We start from the raw sequence: 16,847 nt of genomic DNA, 5'->3' as shown, positions 1-16,847 counted from the left end.
ACTCTGACCTGTGAGCACCACCCTCAAACGAGTCCACGGCTACCTCGCTGAATTCGACAGCGTGAAGGACCTGTATCACGCCGCCGAGCAGGTGCGTGACGCCGGCTACCAGCGCTGGGACGTGCATTCTCCCTTCCCCATCCACGGCATGGATGACGCGATGGGCAATCCGCGCTCGAAGCTGCCCTACTTCGTCTTCTGTGGCGGTATCACCGGCACCACGGTCGCCTTCATCCTGCAAACGATCACGCAGACGAACTTCTGGGACAGCATCGGCCTCGGTTTCCTGCAGAAGATCGTCGAAACCTATCCCACCGTCGTCCAGGCGAAGCCCACCGACATCTGGACGCTGCCCGCGTTCTTCCCGGTGATGTTCGAACTGACGATCCTGTTCAGCGCGTTCACCACGCTGTTTGGTTTGCTCGCCCTCATCGGCCTGCCGCGTTGGAATCATCCACTTTTCGCCTCCAAGAACTTCCCCAAGTTCTCCGACGACGGTTTCTTTGTCTGCATCGAAGCCCGTGATCCCAAATTCTCCCAGGAGGGCACCAAGTCCCTGCTCGAAAAAGCCGGCGGCAAAAACATCGAGCTCGTGGAGGACGAAATCTAAGCCGCGCGAATCATGAAGTACTTCTTCCTCAGCCTCATTTTCATCGGCGCGATCATCGTCAGCGCCTTCGGTACCCGTGGCAGCAAGTCCGAGCTCCCGCCGCTTGAGATTTTCCAAGACATGGACCACCAGGCCAAGATCAAATACCAGGCCGCGAGCGAATTCTTCGCCGATGGCCGCGGCGCACGCCTCCCTGTGAAGGGCACGGTGCCGATGGGCTTTGAAATCCCCGCCAAGGCCGCTGTCGATGGCGCTAAACCCGCGCGCTTCGCCTTCACCAACGGCGTGGACTACTACAACACCGGTAAAATGGGTGATTTCTACGGCGACGGCCTTCCGACCGAGATCACCAGCGATCCGCTGGTCTTCAACGAGGCCTTCCTCAAGCGTGGCGAGCAACGCTACAACATCCACTGCGCTGTCTGCCACGGCACCTCTGGCAACGGCAAGGGCGTGACCTCCAAGTACGGCATCCTAACCGCCTTCAACTTGCAGCAGCCCGGCGCGCTCGACCCCGCCAATGCGGCCGCTTTCCGTGCGGACGGAGCCATTTTCGACGTCATCACCAACGGCAAGGGCCTCATGGGTGGTTACGGCGGCAACATCACCGTGCGCGACCGCTGGGCCATCGTGGCCTACATCCGCGCCCTGCAAACCGCCGCCAAAGAGGCCGGCGTCACCCTCCAGTAACGGCACGATCACGCGAATCACGGCATGAGTCACCACGTCACCTTCAACGATCTGCCCCAGGGCGGAGAAAAATTCGAACCGGCCAAGGGCGGCAAGCTCATCGGCGCGCTGGGCCTCGTCGGCCTGCTCGGCATCGCCGCATCCCTCTGGTTCTTCTTCAAGGACACGGACACCTTCGCCTACTCCTGGCTGTTCGCTGTTTTCTTCACCTTCACCTTCGTCGTCGGCGGCTGCTTCTGGATTCTGCTCCACAGTGTGTCGAACTCGAGCTGGGGTGTCGCCGTGCGCCGCATCTGGGAGAATCTGGCGAACATGATCCTCGCGCTCGGCATCTTCGCCGCTCCGCTGCTTCTCCCATCGGTGCAAAAGCCGCTCTACGAGTGGATGAATCATCATCGTGACGCGGCGCAAATTGCCAAGGCGGACAACATTTCCGTCAAGGAAGCACTGCATCACATGGTCGAGCATGGTGGTGAAGTGGTTGCCGCTAGTGGCGAGAAAATTCATTTGCCGGCCAATCCTCATCTCCACGTCCTTGTCTCCAAGTTCGGCTACATGAACTTGAACGCGTGGTACATCCGCTTCGGCCTCTACTTCCTCATTCTCTGGTTCATCGCTCGCTACCTGCGCGGCAAGTCGCTCCAGCAGGAGCAGGATGGAGACATCAAGCACACCATTCGCTCACGCCAGTTCTCTTCCATCGTGCTGCTGCCTTTCGCGCTGACGATCACTTTTGCCGCCTATGACTGGCTTGTGGGTCTCGACTACATGTGGTTTTCCACCATGTGGGGTGTGTATATCTTCGCCGGTTGTGCTTGGGCCTCGATGGGCCTTTCCATCCTCGTCATCACCTGGCTGCGCAGTATGGGCTACCTACAGAAGGTCGTCACCGACGAGCACTACCACTTGATGGGCAAGCTGCTCTTCGCCTTCACGGTGTTCTGGGCTTACATCGCCTTCAGCCAGTATTTCCTGATCTGGTACGCCAACATCACGGAAGAAACCCGCTTCTACCTCACGCGTAACACGGAAGCCTGGCGCGGGGTCTCCATCTTCATCGTCGTCGGCCACTTCGTCGCCCCTTTCCTGCTCCTGCTCTCGCAGCCGCGGAAAAAGAAGCCCGCCGTCGTCAGCCTCGTGTGCGTCTGGATTCTCTTCATGCACCTCGTGGACATTTACTGGAACGTCATTCCTGAGCGTGGCCCGTCCTTGGGCAAAGGCGTCTGGGTGGATGGCGCCTGGGTGCAGGATCTCGCCGCGCTTTGCGCCGTGTTCGGCACGATGGGCTTCCTCTACCTGCGCGGTCTCGCCAAATACAGCCTCTATCCGTGGCGTGATCCCCGCCTCATCGAGTCCGTGAACGTCGTCAACTGATCCGCATCCCCGTTTTCTCATGTCGCAGTCCGAACAACCCAAAAAAGCCGGCGCCACCTTCCTGTGGGTGCTCGGAGCCTTCGCGGGCTTCGCCGTGCTATTCAGTGTCATCCAGACCGTGAGCGGTTCGAAGCTCGGGGAAGATCCCCGCGCTCCGGAACGTGCCGCCAACACCGCCGAGATTGTGAAGGCGCAGAATGAGAACCTCGCCAAGATCGGCATGAGCGACGCCGCGAAGAAGAAGGCCCTGTTTGAAAAGACGATCGCCGCCGCTGCCGCGAAAAAGCCCGCCGTGAGCACCCAGGTCGTCCCCGGCTCGCCCACGCAGCTCAAACAGGCCGCCGCCGCGACTCCTGCTCCTGCCGCCCCTGCCCCGGCTCCCGCCGCACCCGCACAGCCCAAGTAAGTCATGCAGACCACTCCCGCCACCCCTGACGCCGAACTCCAGGCCGACAATCTTCGCCGTGCGGCGATCGACAAGTCGGTGAAAGGCCCGGTGCTCTTCCTTTTCACCAACGGAGCCTTCTGGCTGATGCTCTCCACGCTGCTCGGCGTCCTCGCCGCGATCAAGCTGGTGGAGCCGACCTTCCTCGCCGGCTGCCCTTACATCAGCTACGGCCGCCTCCAGCCCGCGCATATCAACGCGCTCGTCTATGGCTGGGGTCTTCAGGCCGCGCTCGGCGTCATGGTGTGGATCATGGCCCGCCGCTCGGGTCAGGAACTGCGGACTGGCAAGAGCCTCATGCTCGTCGCCGGCGTGTTTTGGAACATCACCATCACCTTCGGAATTCTCGCCATCCTGATGGGAAAGAGCACCTCGATCGAGTGGCTGGAAATGCCCAAGTTCGTCTGGCCGGTGCTGCTCGGCTGCTTCCTTTGCTACGCCTGGCCGATCGCCCGCATGTTTGGCCGCGCCTTCCGTCCTGAAGGCTTCATGGTCAGCACCTGGTACATTCTCGGCGCCTGCTTCTGGTTCACCTGGATCTTCATCACCGCGAATGTGGCGCTCCACTGCCTGCCCAGCCTCGGCGCTCTCGGTGCTGGCATCGACGCCTGGTACATCCACGGCGTGATCTTGCTGTTCTTCGTTCCCGTCGGCGTCGGTGCCGCCTATTACTTCATTCCGAAGATCACCGGCAAGCCCATCGCCTCCGCGCAGCTCGCCTCCGCAGGCTTCTGGACTCTCGCCATCCTCGGCGGCTGGACCGGCATGCAGAAATACATGGGCGGCCCGCTTCCCGCCTGGATGACGGCCATCGGTGCCTGCACCGGCGTGCTGCTGCTCATCCCGGTCGGTCTGGTCGGCCTCAACCATCACCTCACCACGCTCGGCAAACACAGCGCCGTCGCCACCAGTCCCACGCTGCGCTTTGTCTTCTTCGGAGCCCTCTTCTATCCGGTGTCCGGCCTCATTCTCGCGCTGAATTCGTCCTTCTGGACCGGCGCGGGCCTCCAGTTCACCCAGTCCTGGTATTCCTTCCAGATGGTCAGCGTGTACGGCTTCTTCAGCATGTGCGTGTTCGGTGCCATCTACTACATCGTGCCGCGTCTCTCCGGCTGTGAATGGCTCAGCGTGCGCCTGATCCGCAACCACTTCTGGTTCTCCGTCTATGGCGTGGGCACCATTGTCATCATGAGCCTCGTCGCCGGCTGGCAGCAGGGCGCGGACCTGAACAATCCGGAGCACTGGGACCAGAACTTCATGAATCATGTCATCAACTCCCGCCCCTACGTCGTCTCCCGTGCGGTGGCCTGGGCGCTCATCAGCTTCTCGAACTTCATGTTCCTGATCCACCTCCTGCTCATGGTGGCCGGCCTCGGCCGTCGCAGCTCGGCTCCGACGCTGCTTTACACCGAGCATGACGAACACGCCTCTCCCGCACACGCATAATGAACTTCCGCACCTTCATTCTCGGCCTCGCCGCCTCCTTCGGCCTGCCCTGGCTGTGCCTCATCGTCCTTCCGGCGATGAAGTACCAGCAGCTCACCCCTGTCGCTTATGACAAGGAAAAAGACGGCGTCGAAGGCTTCTACCCGCCCGCGCCCGTCAACGGCCAAGGCCAGCTCGTTTACATTCGTGAAGGCTGCAACCAGTGCCACACGCAGATGATCCGCCCGACGCAGCTTGGTCTCGACGGCTGGTATAAAGGCTGGGGCCAAGACCAGGAAGGCCGCCCGGCCGTGGCCGTCCGCCCGAATGTGCTGCGTGACTACCTTGGCGAAAAATACGCCCACCTCGGCGTGCAGCGTGTCGGTCCTGATCTTGCCAACTTCGGCTGGCGCGCTCCTGAGGCGGCAAAAATCCACCTGCACCTCTACGCGCCGCGTTCGGTGAATGACTGGACTTCAATGCCCGCCTACACCGGCCTCTACAAAGTGCAGAAGATCCAGGGTCCGGCCTCTGAGCGCGCGCTGAACCTGCCGAAGAAATTCGCGCCACCCGCAGGTTACGAAGTCGTCCCGACTCCCGAAGCCGACCGCCTCGTCGAATACCTCCTTTCCCTCAAGAAAGATTATCCCATCCCCGGCCAGTCGGCCGTCGCCGCCGCTCCTGCCGCCGCGAAGAAGTAAGTCTCATCATCCAAGCCTTTCATGAGCGCCCCCGCCCATCCTGACAGCACCGATCTTGACCGCATCCACGCCGCTGTGAAGCGTGAGAAGGAGGATCTCGCCCCCGAAAGCCAGCCAGCGCCACTTTGGGCCACTTTTCTGCTCATGCTCGTCGCCATCATTGCCGGCGGCCAGCTCGGGCCGATGACCGGTGGTTGGAGTTTCGATGTGAGCAACCCCTTCGCCCTTGCCGGTGGTGGCGATCCGCGTCCAGGCGGCGCAGGTGCCGGCGGCACGCTCGACCCCTTCGCCTTGGCGATGAAAAAGGGTGCCAGCGGCTACGCGGTTTGTGGTGGCTGCCATCAAGGCAACGGCATGGGCATCCCCGGCCAATTTCCTCCGCTCGCCGGCTCTGAATGGGTGACTGGCGGCACTGAACGCCTCATTCGCGTCACGCAGCATGGCCTTGTGGGCGCGATCACCGTCAAAGGCGCCGGCTACAACACTCCCGGCGGCATGCAGCCCTTCGGCGCGGCTATGTCCTCCCAAGACCTCGCGAACGTGCTGACCTACATCCGCAACTCCTGGGGCAACGAAGGTACCATGATCACGAAGGAAATGGTGCAGAAGGTGCGTGACGAGGAAAAGCGCGCCACCCAATGGACGGAGGCCGATTTGAAGCCCTTCGCCGACAAAAATGTTCCTGGCGATATTCCCGCCGGCCCCGGAGCCACTGCCGCTGCCGCTCCTGCCGCAGCCAAATAAAATAGAGAACCGCGAATCATGTCGAATGTGAAGCACGTCGTTTCCCGCAAGGCATCTTTGGCTGCCTTTGGAATCGTCGTGCTGACTGCGAATGTGAGTTGTGGCAAAATGCCCGAAACTCCGGCCGGTGTGAGCCTTTCTCCAGCGGTCGAGATCGCTGAAACGACCAGCATCGCCGGAAAAGTGACCCTCAAAGGCGCGGATTCGGCCAAACTGCGCCAAGTCGTCGATGTCGGAGGCAATCCTTTCTGCACCGGTCACGGCGAGATCATCAACCCTGCCTGGCGTGTGGGCGCCGATGGTTCATTGGCGGACGCTGTCATCACTGTGAGAGGCAGTCAGCGTGCCAGCAATCTACCTTCAAGCGCTCCCCTGATCGATCAGACAAAGTGCGAGTTTGTGCCGCACACGCTTGCCATCCAGGCCGGTCAAAACGTCCGCTTTCATAACAGCGACCTCACCTTCCACAATATTCGCATCGCACGTCACAGTGCCGCCGGGAAGGAAAACATCGCCAATCTCGGCCAGCCTTCGCGCGGGGATGAAAACGTCCAGACTTTCAATTCCCCGGGGATCTATCGCCTCGAATGTGACGTGCATCGCTGGATGAACGCCTGGGTTTTCGTCCACGAAGGCATTCATGCGGCTGTTTCGGCCGCAGACGGTCGTTTTGCCATCAATCGTGCGCTCCGTGACGGTGATTACATCGTGGAGGCCTGGCATCCGCAGTTCAGCGAGCCTCTCTCGCAGACCGTCACAGTTCGCGACGGCAAAGCCACCGTTGATTTCGTATTCGATTACGCGCAAGCCATCCAACTTTGAAACTTGAACCTGGACCTCTGACCATTCTTCCATGAGCGCCGCCGCCATCTCCCATGACACCGCCCACGATCACGCGCATGACCATGCGCACGATCACCACGAGCCCGGATTTTTGTGGAAATACATCTTCTCCACGGATCACAAGGTCATCGGTGCGCAGTATGCGGTCACCGGCCTGATTTTCCTGCTCTTCGGCTTCTTCCTCATGCTGCTCATGCGCTGGAGCATCGCTTATCCTGGCGTGCCGGTGCCAGCGATCGAGGCGATCCGCGAGATTCCCCTCATCAAGGACCTGTTTGAATCCATGTTCGGCCGCTGGCTGAATCCAGATGGATCCCTCAACGGCGAACTCTACAACATGCTCGGTGCCATGCACGGCACGATCATGGTGTTCTTCGGCATCGTGCCGCTCGGCTTTGCCGGTTTCGTGAACTTCGTGATGCCGCTCCAGATCGGCACCATCGACATGGCCTTCCCGAAGCTGAACATGATGAGCTACTGGTTCTTCTTCATCAGCGGCTTGCTCATGATGTGGAGCTTCTTCGTGGGCACCGGCCCGGTGCAGACGGGCTGGACAATGTATTCGCCCCTGGCATCAACGACGGCAATCGGCGTCACCAGTGTCTGGGCGCACGGTCATACCTGGTGGCTGATGGCGATGGTGTTCAACATCTCCGCCTCGCTCCTCGGTTCCGTCAACGTCATCGCCACCGTGATCAACCTTCGTGCGAAAGGCATGAGCTGGATGCGCATGCCGTTCTTCTGCTGGGCGATGTTTGTGACCGCCTTCCTCCTCTTGCTGGCCTTCCCGCCGCTCGAAGTGGCCGCCATCCTGCAGCTTTCCGACCGTCTGTTCGGCTCGTCCTTCTATCTTCCCACGGGTTTGATGGAAGGCGGCAAGCACCTCGACATTTCTGGCGGTGGCAGCCCGTTGCTCTACCAGCATCTGTTCTGGTTCCTCGCCCACCCGGAGGTGTACGTGCTCATCCTTCCTGCGTTCGCCATTCTCACCGATGTGATCCCCTGCAATGCCCGCCGTCCGCTTTGGGGCTACAAGTCGATGGTCTATTCCGTGCTTACGCTCGGCTTCCTCAGCTTCCTGGTCTGGGCGCATCACATGTACCTCACTGGCATGGGTACGATGATGTCCACTTACTTCCAGATCACCACGGTGCTCATTTCCGTGCCCTCGGTGATCTTGCTGACATGCTTGATGATCTCGCTTTGGGGCGGCTCCATCCGCTTCAACACGCAGATGCTCTTCGCCTCGGCCTTCCTGCCGATGTTCGGTATCGGTGGTCTCACGGGTCTGCCGCTGGCCTTCGCCTTCATCGACCTCGCCCTGCATGACACCTACTACGTCATCGGCCACTTCCACTACGTTGTTGCTCCTGGCACCATCTTCGCCCTTTTTGCTGGCGTTTATCACTGGTTCCCGAAAGTGACGGGCCGCTTCATGAACGACAAGCTCGGCAAGCTGCACTTCTGGCCCTCGCTCGTCGGCATGAACCTAGTATTCGCTCCGATGTTCATCCAAGGCATGGCCGGTTTCCACCGCCGCTGGTATGACGGCGGCAAGTACTTCGAGAACACCTCCGGCATGACCAACTGGAGCACAACGCTGACCCACAAAGTCGGCGCCTTCTTCGGCCTCCACATCCCGGACAACATGCTCTCGCTGAACATTGTCATGTCCGTCGGTGCGTTCATTCTCGCCCTTGGCCAGATCCCCTTCATCATCAACTTCTGGTTCAGCATCAAGGGAGGCAAGAAAGTCGAAAGTGACAATCCCTGGAACGCCACCACGCTGGAATGGGCCACCCCCACGCCGCCGCCGCATGGGAATTTCCTTTTCGACATCAACGCGCACCGCAACCCCTACGAGTACAGCGTCCCCGGCCATCCCGCCGACTTCTACCCGCAGTGGGAGTCCGAACCCGGCAAGCCCGTGCCGCCCTCCAAGGCTGAGGCCCACGCGCATCATTGATCCCCCCGCGAACTGCGAACCGAGAACCGCGAATTTTCCATGGAAATCCCATACACAGTCCATCCCCGGCCCGACACCGGACTCTACAACGCCAAAGTCGGCATCTGGCTCTTCCTCGCTTCGGAAGTCATGCTCTTCGGCGGCCTGTTTTCCGCCTACATCTTCCTCCGCGTCGGCGCTGATTATCCCTGGCCCGTGCATGATCTCGATGTCACGCTCGGCTTCTGGAACACCATCGTTCTCATCGCCTCCTCCGTGACCGTGGTCATGGCCTGGGCCTGCCTGAAGTTGCGCAAATTCGGCTGGTATCGCATCAACATGGCCATCACCGTTCTTTGCGCGGCGGTCTTCATGGTCAACAAGAGCCTCGAATACAGCGCGAAGTTCAAGCACTACGCCGTGAAGCTCACCGACGGCACCATCCTCACCGGCCACATGCCCGAGGACGAGCACGGTCACACCATTCCCTACACCGTGAAGTTTGGTGAAGTCAGCGAACTCAACCTCACCCTTCCGGTGAAAAAGAGCGCTGTAGCCGCCGATCCGGTCAACCATGTGCTGCCACACGTCGATGGAGCCGCTCCCAAGTTCAAAACTCCCGACGGCAAAGAAGTCACGCTCGACGAGGCCACCTTCGCTGAACTCAGCGCCGCCGAAATCGCCAAGGCGAAGGCCGCCAAGAAGGACAGCGCCAGCCTGAAGCTCACCGCCAGTGCCCCGTTCAAAGTGGCCATCAAGCCGTCGCAGATGTTCGGCTACACGGACACCACCCTGACCTTCCGTGACGGTACCGTCGCCACCGGCAAGCTCATCGACGACAAGATGACCCTCCTCGTCGATGGCGTGGACGCCCGCGCGGTCGCCCAGTCGGAAAAATCACTCGCCTTTGACCACAAATACCTCGGTGAAGGCTGGCAGAAGGCATTCGTCGCCAATCGCGACCACCACATCGCCGAATTCGAAAAGAAATACACCGATGAGTCCGGCAAGCTGACGCGTGAGAAGTCCAAGTCGGCCACGCTTCAAAAAGAATCCCTCTTCTACAAGCTGCACAGCTCCACACCGCCCGCCGAAGGTGCCGCACACGGTGAAAAACACGGCGCCGAGGCCCACGCACCCTCCGCCGGTCATGGTGGCGGCCACGGTCATGATTACCCGACCGTCGTGCTCGACAAAAAGGACATCACGTTCTTCTCCAACTTCACACCGAAGCTCAACACCTACTACGCCATCTACTTCACCCTCACGGGTCTGCATGGCGCGCACGTCGTCGCCGGGGCGCTGGTGCTGCTCTACTTCCTCGTCTTCGACAACAAGCTCTTGAAGAAGGATCCCGAGCATCTGGCCAACCGTGTCGAAGTCGGCGGCCTCTTCTGGCACTTCGTCGATCTCGTCTGGATCTTCCTCTTCCCGCTCCTTTATCTCCTGTAAGGCTCTCACCTCCCACTTTTTCCCGTCATGTCTGACAACATCGAAGAAATCCAGAAGTCGGTCAAAAAGTACCTCTTTATCGGGGCTGCTCTGATCCTGTGCACCGGTGCCACCGTGTGGCTCTCCTACGTTGAGTTGCCGACGCATGGTCTCAACATTCTCGCGGGCATGATCCTGGCCACCTTCAAGGCCGCGCTCGTCGCCCTCATCTTCATGCACCTCAACCATGAGCGCAGCGTGATCTACAAGGTGCTCGCCTTCACCGTCGTCTTCGCGATCGTGCTCTTCGTGCTGTTTTACTTCTCCAACAGCGACCCGCTGGTCTTTGAAGGCTTTTACAGCAAGCCGGAATAAGGCCGCGTTGTTTCCAACCGCCATGTCCCTGAAGCACTTCCACATCGTCTTTCTCGCCTTCGCCATCCTGTGCGATGCCGCGTTCTGGCTGTGGATGCATTTCATGCCGGAGGACGCCGCCCGTGCCGGGGCCATGCCGTTGAAGCCTTACGCCGGTCTCGTTTGTCTCGCACTGCTGGCCTACGGCCTGTGGTATCTTGTCAAAAAAATGCGCACCATCATCATCTGATCATGCTCCCCGCGCTTCCATCTTCATTTCTGGCCTGCGCCACCTGCATGGCCGACAAAGGCAGCCTCGTCGGGCAGGCCCAGGGCTTCGCCATTCTCTTCATGCTCGGCGTTCTGGCCTTCATGTTCCTCTGTGCCGGCGGCATCGTGTTTTCGATGATGCGCCAGCAGCGCAAGGCATCCCAGCATGAAGCGCCTGCCGTTTGATTCCCCAGCTTAATACTTTCAACCTGAAACTTGGAACTCCCCAAACCTCATGAGCGTCTCTGACATCAACGAATGGATCGGCCAAACCCCTGTCGCCTCCGAGCATGGAGGCCTCGTCGATCACATGCTTGGCTTTGTGCACTGGGTCATGCTTGTTCTCGGCCTCGGCTGGAGCATCTACCTCTGCATCGCCTTTTATCGCTTCCGCCAGAAGAAGACGGCCAATGCCGACTATCACGGCTTCCGCGGCCATGCCACGACCCACATCGAAATCGGCGTCGTCATCGTCGAGGCGATCCTGCTCCTCGGCTTCGCCTTCCCGTTGTGGTCCCGCCAGGCCGATGAATATCCCACCTCTCCTGACACCATCCGCATGCGTGCGCTTGGCGAAAAGTTCCTCTGGAACTTCCAGTATCCCGGTGCCGACATGATGCTCAGCACCTGGGACCTGCGCAACGTGGACGGCGCGACCAATACGATGGGCAAGGATCTTCACGATCCGAACGGCAAGGACGACTTCGTCAATCCCGGCACCATGAAGCTGCCCGTCGGACGCCCTGTCATCGTCGATGTCGCCTCCAAGGACGTCATTCACAATCTCGCCCTCGTTCCCATGCGCGCCGCGCAGGACGCCACGCCGGGCGTGAAGTCTCACATGTGGTTCAAGCCAACGAAGGAAGGCACCTGGGACATCATCTGCGGACAGCTCTGTGGTCCGGGCCACGCGCAGATGAAGGCGATTCTCGAAGTCGTTCCCGCCGCTGATTACGACGGCTGGGCCAAGGAGCAGTCCGCCTCCGCGCTCAAGAAAACCACGGAAGCCGCGAAGTAACGTCGTTCGTAGTTCAAGTGATGTCGTTTGCAGCTCGAACTGCGAACCGCCAGCCAAGAACCGCGATCCGACATGTCACGCGCCTTCCACTATTATTCGCTCCTCACGCTCGCCGTCGGCGTCGTTCTTATCTGGTGGGGCGCGGCGGTCACCACAGAGGATGTCGGCCTTGCCGTGCCTGACTGGCCGCTGTGTTACGGAAAGGTCAATCCCGAGGGATGGTACAAAGTCCCCGCGTTGCTGTTGGAGCACGGTCACCGCTGGATTGCCATGACCATCGGCTGGCTCGTGCTCGGCATGTATTACTGGCAGTTCGCCAAATTCCGACCCGGAGTCGTCGAGGGAGTCGGTATCATCCTCTGCTCGCTCGGCTTTCTCGTCCTCATTTACATGGGATCTCTCATCATGGCGTCTGTCATCGCCGTGCTGGGCTTTTCCTGGCTTGTGTTGAAATGGTACAGCCAGCGCTGGCCTTTGCTGCGCGGACTCACCACGCTCGCGTTGCTGCTCGTCGTGTTGCAGGCCTCGCTGGGCGGCTTGCGTGTGTTGAAAATGTCCGATCCGCTCGGCGTCACCCACGGCACGCTAGGCCAGGTCTTTTACTGCCTGCTTGTCTTCATCGCCTTCGCCTCATCGCGCACCTGGACGGAGGGGCGGCTTGTGCTTAGCATCAAAGAGGCTGCCAAGGCGCGCTTTTGGTCGCTGACGCTGTTTCTCTGCGTCTTCGGCCAGCTCATTCTAGGCGCCACATTGCGCCACACCCAGCGCACGCATCTCGCCGCGGGTGACATTCTCACCACGAAGGGCCAGTGGCTGCCACCGTTCACGCCCTCGGACGTGTTTCTGCTCTTCGCGCACAAATACTGGGGCTTCACCGTCGCCTTGCTCGTTCTCTTTGTCGCCAGCCGCGCGCGCGGCTGGCTCGCCACACTTCCGCGTTTGCGCCCCGTGGCATCGCTTTTGATGTTCATGCCCACGCTTCAGGTCGCGCTCGGCATTTTTGTCATCCTCACCGGCAAAAGCTTCTGGGTCACCAATTTCCACGTCCTCAACGGCCTCGCACTACTCGCACTCAGCGGCCTCCTCGCCGCGACCTTCTGGGGAGACTCGCTCTGCCGATCCGAAGAAGAGGACGCATAACTTTGGCGGGAGCATCTGTTTCGCGTCGCTTGTAGTTCTCATACTGGCTTGCTTCAAAATGCTTCTCACGCTTGCATGCTTCGCATGAACTCGCCGCTTTCCATCGAGGAGCAGATACAGGTGATCCATTCGCGCCAGGACATCGCCGCCTGGGCTCTGGCGCGTTTTGGACTTCCTGCGGAATGGCGTGACACAAACGAGCCTGGCAACACCGGGCGTTGCCACGACGCTGTGGACCGGCTCTTCACGCTCACTCGCGAGGACATCGAGTCCAGCCTCGCCGCGCAAGGTCTCGCGCCTGAGCAGTTGCCGCATGTCAGGACGAAGCCGGACTCTCATGATGGCGCGTACTTCATCGCGAAACACGGCGGGTGGGAGTACTACTATCAGGAGCGCGGCATGCGGTGGCGTGAGGTTGTCTTCGATAATCTCGCCGAAGCTCGGAAACTCCTTCTCAACGACTACCTTCCCACCTGGCTGAGGCGCCTCCATGTTCCCGCCCTCACGGAGGACGGACAGCTCATCACCACGATGTGAGCTGGTGCGGCGACGGCACGCAGGGCCGTCTAGCCTGCTTTTTTGAAGCCACCTTGGTTTTTGCCGGATGGTTCCGCCAAATTCAGGGCGTATGTGCTCGCGTGAGTTTCCTTTCGCATTTCATCCTGAATCCGGCGCGTGGAGCCGTCTTCGTGGTTCTGTGCGGCATCACAATGACCCAAGGCGCGGACACGATGCCCGCCGCTCCTCCACCGGCGGATGACGGGGCCATTCCGCAGCCTATGAAGGACGAGGACTTCGACGCGCTCGTGATGAACCCGCCCTTCACGCGCACCCTCGGCGTTTCCGATTCGCTCATCCTCACCGGCATCGCGCAATTCGAGAAGGATGTCGTGGCCACGCTGCTCGACACGAAGACGATGGAGTCGCAGGTCGTCTCCAGGACGGCCAATTTTCAGGGCTGGCAGTTGGTCGGGGTGGAGGGAAATCCCGACGCAATCCAAACCTGGCGCGCAAGGATTCAGATTCCCGGCGGTGAAGTCGTCTCCATTCGTTATCAAAAACCGCCGCCCATTCCCGCGAAGAAATCATCCTCTGGCAAAAGCGGCGGCACCGGCACCGGCGGCAAAGCACCTCCATTGAGCTCGTCCCAACTGGACGCGGCCAAAAACGCCGCCGTGAACTACAAGGAAGGATTCGACGCCGATGGCTACCCGAAAGCCCCTCCGCCGGAGATGGTCGCCAAACTCTCGCGCCTGAGCACCTCGCAGCGCGAGGACATCAACCGCACCATGTTTGGCTACCGCAATCAAGGCCTCGGCCTCGACGAAAGACGTAAAATCTACGAGGGCCTCGTGGATCGCGCGACGCAGCAGCGCTGAGGGGATCAGCCCGCCTTCGCCAGCGCACCGGCCAGCGCCGCATAGCTCTTCTTCGCAGCGGCGACAGGTTCATAGCCCGGCTTGTTAAAGATCTGCCCGCTCACCTCCACCACAACGGGGCCTTGGTAGCCATGCTGTTTCAGCGTGGTGAAGTACTTCACGTAATCCGTGCGCCCTTCACCGGGCAGCAGGAACTGGAACTTCCCAGGCTCGCCCGTCGAGTCCTTCACATGGATGAACTTCGTGCGCGGCAGCAGCAGTTTCATGCTGTGCTCCATGTCGATCCCTTGCAGCTCAAAGTGGCTGTAATCATACGCCACTTGGATCGCCGGTGAATTCACCTGCTCCAGCAGCCACAGCAGCCGCTCGGGTGAGTTCACCGCGCTGCCGACGTGCGCTTTGATCGTGATCGTCGTCTTTTCCTTCTCCGCCGTCTCCGCCCACGACTTCAGACGCTCCACCATGCCCGCCTTCTGTTGCTCCCAGGTCGCCGGTTTGCCACCGCACACCGTTTCCAGAATCGCCGGCCGCTCCGCGTTCAAATCACGCGCCACCTGCGCCGCGTCGCGGATTGTCTGCAAAGAACTGGCATGCGCCTTGTCATCAGCGGTGAGGCTGAGGTTCACCATCAGGCAGGGCAGGTCCAGCTTCAGCGTGCTGAGCTGCCGCGCCGCCTCTTTGCGCGCCTCCGTCGTGAAGACCTTCGGCTCGGTGGGATAGCCGGCATTCAAAGCAAACTCGACATTCGCATAGCCGATTTCTGCGCAGGTTTTCAGCGCCTCGCTCAAAGGCAGCGTCTTCATGCCATACAAGCTGAAGCCAAGGCTGATCCCGCCGGGAGCCGCCGCCCGCGTGAGTTGTGGCAGGGCGGCAAACCCCAGGGCGGTGTGAAGAAAATGGCGGCGTGTGGGCATGACGGTGGTGCGTAAGTGGGTGGGCTTGCGTTGATAAAGTGGCGAGCGCCCGATTCCTTGCATGGAGAAGATGGGCGGGGCTGCTACGCCTTCGCTCGCTTCATCAGCAGATGCGCCAGACAAAACAATCCAGCCAGCGTCATGAGTCCGCCGAGGCCCAGGAGAATTTGAAAGGGCAGTATCTCGAAATCGGTCACCCGGCTGACCTGCGGGTCTTCAGGCAGATAAGTCACTCTGGCTTTGCCGGTTTCTTTGGCCGCCTGGTAGTCGGAGCTGCCGACATCAAACTCTTTCCTGATCGCTGGGTAATCGGCAGCTTTGTACTCCACGACCAAGGCATAGTACTGCCCCCCTCTGGAACCCCTTTTCGTGGAACTGCTGAGGACTCGCCCCTCGACCACCGCCGAGCTTTGTTCGAGTTTTTGAGCCGTCTGGACCTGGGTCCAGCCGAAAAACAGGAGCCAAATGCCAACCCCGATCAGGAGGGTGGTCGTCAGAATGGCTTTGAAGTTTTGCTGCCACATGGGATGCGAAGAGAGGTGTTTTGAGGGGGAACTTCGGTGTGATTTTCAATGTTCTCGCAAACGGTCTCCGCCACCAGCATTAAATGCGGTGAAGCAGGATCAAAGGCAGGCTGTGGCTTCATCGGGCGGCGAGCAGCGTGTGAATGAAAGCCGCCGCTTCCTCCAGCCGGTCGGCAGGCAGTCGGCGCAGTTCGTCGATGAAAGGCCAGGCCGTCATGTCCGGAGGTTGCCAGCATGGGCCGGAGTTGGAGAGGGAGACATGGGCTCCCTTCTTGACATTGGCAAGAGCGCGGACGTATGGGAAATGGCGCATGAAGATACTCTTCCTCGGCGAAAATCGAAGCCGGCTTAGCGTGGCATGTCTGGAGTCATTGCTGAATGCGGGTTGCGGCGAGGTGACTGTCGGTATCGGCGGCCTGACGTTCCGCGCATGGAGACGGAGGGTTGCCAGGGGGCTTCGCCGGCACGGTCTGCGAGGAGAGCTGGCAAGCGGCGCACGTTGGGCGAAAAGCCTGTGGGGAGCCTTGTGGGCGCGGCTGGGATGTGAGGGAAAACAAGAACGTTCGTTGCGCAGTGTGCTGGCGGAACACCCGGCGGCCAGGTGCTTTGAGTTCCAGGACATCAATCCGCCGGACAGCGTTGCGCGGCTGCGCGCGCTGGCCCCCGACGTCATTTTGGTGGCGGCGTTGACCCAGATTCTGAAGCCCGTGGTGATCTCGGTGCCGCCATTGGGTTGCATCAACACACATCCCGCGTTGCTGCCGCGATACAGAGGGGTGGCGCCTTCCTACTGGATGCTGAAGAACCGCGAGCGGTTCGCCGGCGTGAGCATCCATTACATTGACGAAGGCATTGATACTGGTGACATCATCACCCAGGAGGCTTTCGAGATTGAGGATCACGACGATGAGCGCAGCCTTGTTGCCAGATCGGCCGCCATGGCCGCCCGGCTCATGGTGGAGACGGTGCGGCGGCTTGCGGCAGGCGAATCGCTCCCACGTCGTCCGCAGGATCACTCTCAAGCAACTTACTCCACATAG

21 protein-coding genes are annotated in these 16,847 nt (G+C 60.4%); 18 read left to right on the top strand and 3 right to left on the bottom strand.

All coding sequences use genetic code 11. The features are described from left to right. Positions 1-10 precede the first annotated feature (10 nt). The 17 genes from ACILSE_RS10450 to ACILSE_RS10370 all read left to right on the top strand — a co-directional run bounded on the left by ACILSE_RS10450 (position 11) and on the right by ACILSE_RS10370 (position 14,369). Positions 11-610, top strand: a complete 600-nt coding sequence (locus ACILSE_RS10450; RefSeq protein ID WP_395717334.1) for a DUF3341 domain-containing protein — start codon at positions 11-13, stop codon at positions 608-610. 12 nt (positions 611-622) lie between these two features. Then, positions 623-1,300 (top strand): c-type cytochrome, encoded by a 678-nt coding sequence (locus tag ACILSE_RS10445; RefSeq protein ID WP_395717333.1) that lies wholly within the window; start codon positions 623-625, stop codon positions 1,298-1,300. A 24-nt stretch (positions 1,301-1,324) separates the two neighbouring features. Next, positions 1,325-2,674 carry a hypothetical protein gene (locus ACILSE_RS10440; protein WP_395717332.1) on the top strand — a complete coding sequence of 450 codons (1,350 nt, stop codon included), beginning with the start codon at positions 1,325-1,327 and terminating at the stop codon, positions 2,672-2,674. A gap of 19 nt (positions 2,675-2,693) precedes the next feature. After that, positions 2,694-3,080: a hypothetical protein gene (locus ACILSE_RS10435; RefSeq protein WP_395717331.1), complete on the top strand. Its 387-nt coding sequence runs from the start codon at positions 2,694-2,696 to the stop codon at positions 3,078-3,080. Between the two features lie 3 nt (positions 3,081-3,083). Continuing rightward, positions 3,084-4,565, top strand: a complete 1,482-nt coding sequence (locus tag ACILSE_RS10430) for a cbb3-type cytochrome c oxidase subunit I (RefSeq protein ID WP_395717330.1) — start codon at positions 3,084-3,086, stop codon at positions 4,563-4,565. Next, the gene (locus ACILSE_RS10425; protein WP_395717329.1) at positions 4,565-5,245 is read left to right on the top strand and encodes a cbb3-type cytochrome c oxidase subunit II; all 681 of its coding nucleotides are present in this window, start codon (positions 4,565-4,567) and stop codon (positions 5,243-5,245) included. Before ACILSE_RS10430 ends, ACILSE_RS10425 begins: the two co-directional genes overlap by 1 nt. Before the next feature lie 21 nt (positions 5,246-5,266). Next, on the top strand, positions 5,267-5,989 hold the full coding sequence (locus ACILSE_RS10420) for a c-type cytochrome (protein ID WP_395717328.1): 723 nt from the start codon (positions 5,267-5,269) through the stop codon (positions 5,987-5,989). Between the two features lie 18 nt (positions 5,990-6,007). After that, positions 6,008-6,811, top strand: coding sequence for a carboxypeptidase regulatory-like domain-containing protein (locus tag ACILSE_RS10415; RefSeq protein WP_395717327.1), 804 nt, complete (start codon positions 6,008-6,010; stop codon positions 6,809-6,811). Between the two features lie 31 nt (positions 6,812-6,842). After that, positions 6,843-8,798, top strand: a complete 1,956-nt coding sequence (locus ACILSE_RS10410) for a cbb3-type cytochrome c oxidase subunit I (protein WP_395717326.1) — start codon at positions 6,843-6,845, stop codon at positions 8,796-8,798. A gap of 39 nt (positions 8,799-8,837) precedes the next feature. Continuing rightward, a complete protein-coding gene (locus ACILSE_RS10405) occupies positions 8,838-10,229 on the top strand; it encodes a heme-copper oxidase subunit III (protein ID WP_395717325.1) in 1,392 nt (463 codons plus the stop codon). A 27-nt stretch (positions 10,230-10,256) separates the two neighbouring features. Beyond that, positions 10,257-10,583 (top strand): cytochrome C oxidase subunit IV family protein, encoded by a 327-nt coding sequence (locus ACILSE_RS10400; RefSeq protein ID WP_395717324.1) that lies wholly within the window; start codon positions 10,257-10,259, stop codon positions 10,581-10,583. A gap of 22 nt (positions 10,584-10,605) precedes the next feature. After that, positions 10,606-10,812: a hypothetical protein gene (locus tag ACILSE_RS10395; RefSeq protein WP_395717323.1), complete on the top strand. Its 207-nt coding sequence runs from the start codon at positions 10,606-10,608 to the stop codon at positions 10,810-10,812. 2 nt (positions 10,813-10,814) lie between these two features. Next, positions 10,815-11,018 (top strand): hypothetical protein, encoded by a 204-nt coding sequence (locus ACILSE_RS10390; protein ID WP_395717322.1) that lies wholly within the window; start codon positions 10,815-10,817, stop codon positions 11,016-11,018. Between the two features lie 49 nt (positions 11,019-11,067). Next, a complete protein-coding gene (locus ACILSE_RS10385) occupies positions 11,068-11,850 on the top strand; it encodes a cytochrome c oxidase subunit II (protein WP_395717321.1) in 783 nt (260 codons plus the stop codon). A 72-nt stretch (positions 11,851-11,922) separates the two neighbouring features. Continuing rightward, positions 11,923-12,990: a heme A synthase gene (locus tag ACILSE_RS10380; RefSeq protein WP_395717320.1), complete on the top strand. Its 1,068-nt coding sequence runs from the start codon at positions 11,923-11,925 to the stop codon at positions 12,988-12,990. Positions 12,991-13,074: 84 nt separating this feature from the next. Continuing rightward, complete coding sequence (locus tag ACILSE_RS10375; protein ID WP_395717319.1) at positions 13,075-13,527, top strand: hypothetical protein; 453 nt, start codon at positions 13,075-13,077, stop codon at positions 13,525-13,527. 101 nt (positions 13,528-13,628) lie between these two features. After that, a complete protein-coding gene (locus ACILSE_RS10370) occupies positions 13,629-14,369 on the top strand; it encodes a hypothetical protein (protein WP_395717318.1) in 741 nt (246 codons plus the stop codon). A gap of 5 nt (positions 14,370-14,374) precedes the next feature. Here the strand turns inward: ACILSE_RS10370 and ACILSE_RS10365 are convergent, their stop codons facing one another. From ACILSE_RS10365 to ACILSE_RS10355, 3 genes are all read right to left on the bottom strand, one after another. Beyond that, positions 14,375-15,283 carry a sugar phosphate isomerase/epimerase family protein gene (locus ACILSE_RS10365; RefSeq protein ID WP_395717317.1) on the bottom strand — a complete coding sequence of 303 codons (909 nt, stop codon included), beginning with the start codon at positions 15,281-15,283 and terminating at the stop codon, positions 14,375-14,377. Positions 15,284-15,366: 83 nt separating this feature from the next. Next, positions 15,367-15,807, bottom strand: a complete 441-nt coding sequence (locus ACILSE_RS10360) for a DUF3592 domain-containing protein (RefSeq protein WP_395717316.1) — start codon at positions 15,805-15,807, stop codon at positions 15,367-15,369. A gap of 118 nt (positions 15,808-15,925) precedes the next feature. Further along, positions 15,926-16,120 (bottom strand): hypothetical protein, encoded by a 195-nt coding sequence (locus tag ACILSE_RS10355; protein WP_395717315.1) that lies wholly within the window; start codon positions 16,118-16,120, stop codon positions 15,926-15,928. Here ACILSE_RS10355 and ACILSE_RS10350 point away from each other — a divergent pair. Then, the gene (locus ACILSE_RS10350) at positions 16,119-16,847 is read left to right on the top strand and encodes a methionyl-tRNA formyltransferase (RefSeq protein WP_395717314.1); all 729 of its coding nucleotides are present in this window, start codon (positions 16,119-16,121) and stop codon (positions 16,845-16,847) included. The genes ACILSE_RS10355 and ACILSE_RS10350 overlap by 2 nt on opposite strands.

The sequence above is a fragment of the Prosthecobacter sp. genome, from assembly GCF_044236155.1.
In the GTDB taxonomy this organism is placed as follows: Bacteria; Verrucomicrobiota; Verrucomicrobiia; order Verrucomicrobiales; family Verrucomicrobiaceae; genus Prosthecobacter.
Note: the sequence above shows the minus strand (reverse complement) of the source record. Positions and strands in the feature narration are given on the sequence as shown.

Excerpts from the sequence above, each read along its gene's own strand:
- ACILSE_RS10445 (WP_395717333.1), top strand. The coding sequence starts at position 623 with ATGAAGTACTTCTTCCTCAGCCTCATTTTCATCGGCGCGATCATCGTC.
- ACILSE_RS10440 (WP_395717332.1), top strand. The coding sequence starts at position 1,325 with ATGAGTCACCACGTCACCTTCAACGATCTGCCCCAGGGCGGAGAAAAA.
- ACILSE_RS10435 (WP_395717331.1), top strand. The coding sequence starts at position 2,694 with ATGTCGCAGTCCGAACAACCCAAAAAAGCCGGCGCCACCTTCCTGTGG.
- ACILSE_RS10430 (WP_395717330.1), top strand. The coding sequence starts at position 3,084 with ATGCAGACCACTCCCGCCACCCCTGACGCCGAACTCCAGGCCGACAAT.
- ACILSE_RS10425 (WP_395717329.1), top strand. The coding sequence starts at position 4,565 with ATGAACTTCCGCACCTTCATTCTCGGCCTCGCCGCCTCCTTCGGCCTG.
- ACILSE_RS10420 (WP_395717328.1), top strand. The coding sequence starts at position 5,267 with ATGAGCGCCCCCGCCCATCCTGACAGCACCGATCTTGACCGCATCCAC.
- ACILSE_RS10415 (WP_395717327.1), top strand. The coding sequence starts at position 6,008 with ATGTCGAATGTGAAGCACGTCGTTTCCCGCAAGGCATCTTTGGCTGCC.
- ACILSE_RS10410 (WP_395717326.1), top strand. The coding sequence starts at position 6,843 with ATGAGCGCCGCCGCCATCTCCCATGACACCGCCCACGATCACGCGCAT.
- ACILSE_RS10405 (WP_395717325.1), top strand. The coding sequence starts at position 8,838 with ATGGAAATCCCATACACAGTCCATCCCCGGCCCGACACCGGACTCTAC.
- ACILSE_RS10400 (WP_395717324.1), top strand. The coding sequence starts at position 10,257 with ATGTCTGACAACATCGAAGAAATCCAGAAGTCGGTCAAAAAGTACCTC.
- ACILSE_RS10395 (WP_395717323.1), top strand. The coding sequence starts at position 10,606 with ATGTCCCTGAAGCACTTCCACATCGTCTTTCTCGCCTTCGCCATCCTG.
- ACILSE_RS10390 (WP_395717322.1), top strand. The coding sequence starts at position 10,815 with ATGCTCCCCGCGCTTCCATCTTCATTTCTGGCCTGCGCCACCTGCATG.
- ACILSE_RS10385 (WP_395717321.1), top strand. The coding sequence starts at position 11,068 with ATGAGCGTCTCTGACATCAACGAATGGATCGGCCAAACCCCTGTCGCC.
- ACILSE_RS10380 (WP_395717320.1), top strand. The coding sequence starts at position 11,923 with ATGTCACGCGCCTTCCACTATTATTCGCTCCTCACGCTCGCCGTCGGC.
- ACILSE_RS10375 (WP_395717319.1), top strand. The coding sequence starts at position 13,075 with ATGAACTCGCCGCTTTCCATCGAGGAGCAGATACAGGTGATCCATTCG.
- ACILSE_RS10365 (WP_395717317.1), bottom strand. The coding sequence starts at position 15,283 with ATGCCCACACGCCGCCATTTTCTTCACACCGCCCTGGGGTTTGCCGCC.
- ACILSE_RS10360 (WP_395717316.1), bottom strand. The coding sequence starts at position 15,807 with ATGTGGCAGCAAAACTTCAAAGCCATTCTGACGACCACCCTCCTGATC.
- ACILSE_RS10350 (WP_395717314.1), top strand. The coding sequence starts at position 16,119 with ATGAAGATACTCTTCCTCGGCGAAAATCGAAGCCGGCTTAGCGTGGCA.
- ACILSE_RS10355 (WP_395717315.1), bottom strand. The coding sequence starts at position 16,120 with ATGCGCCATTTCCCATACGTCCGCGCTCTTGCCAATGTCAAGAAGGGA.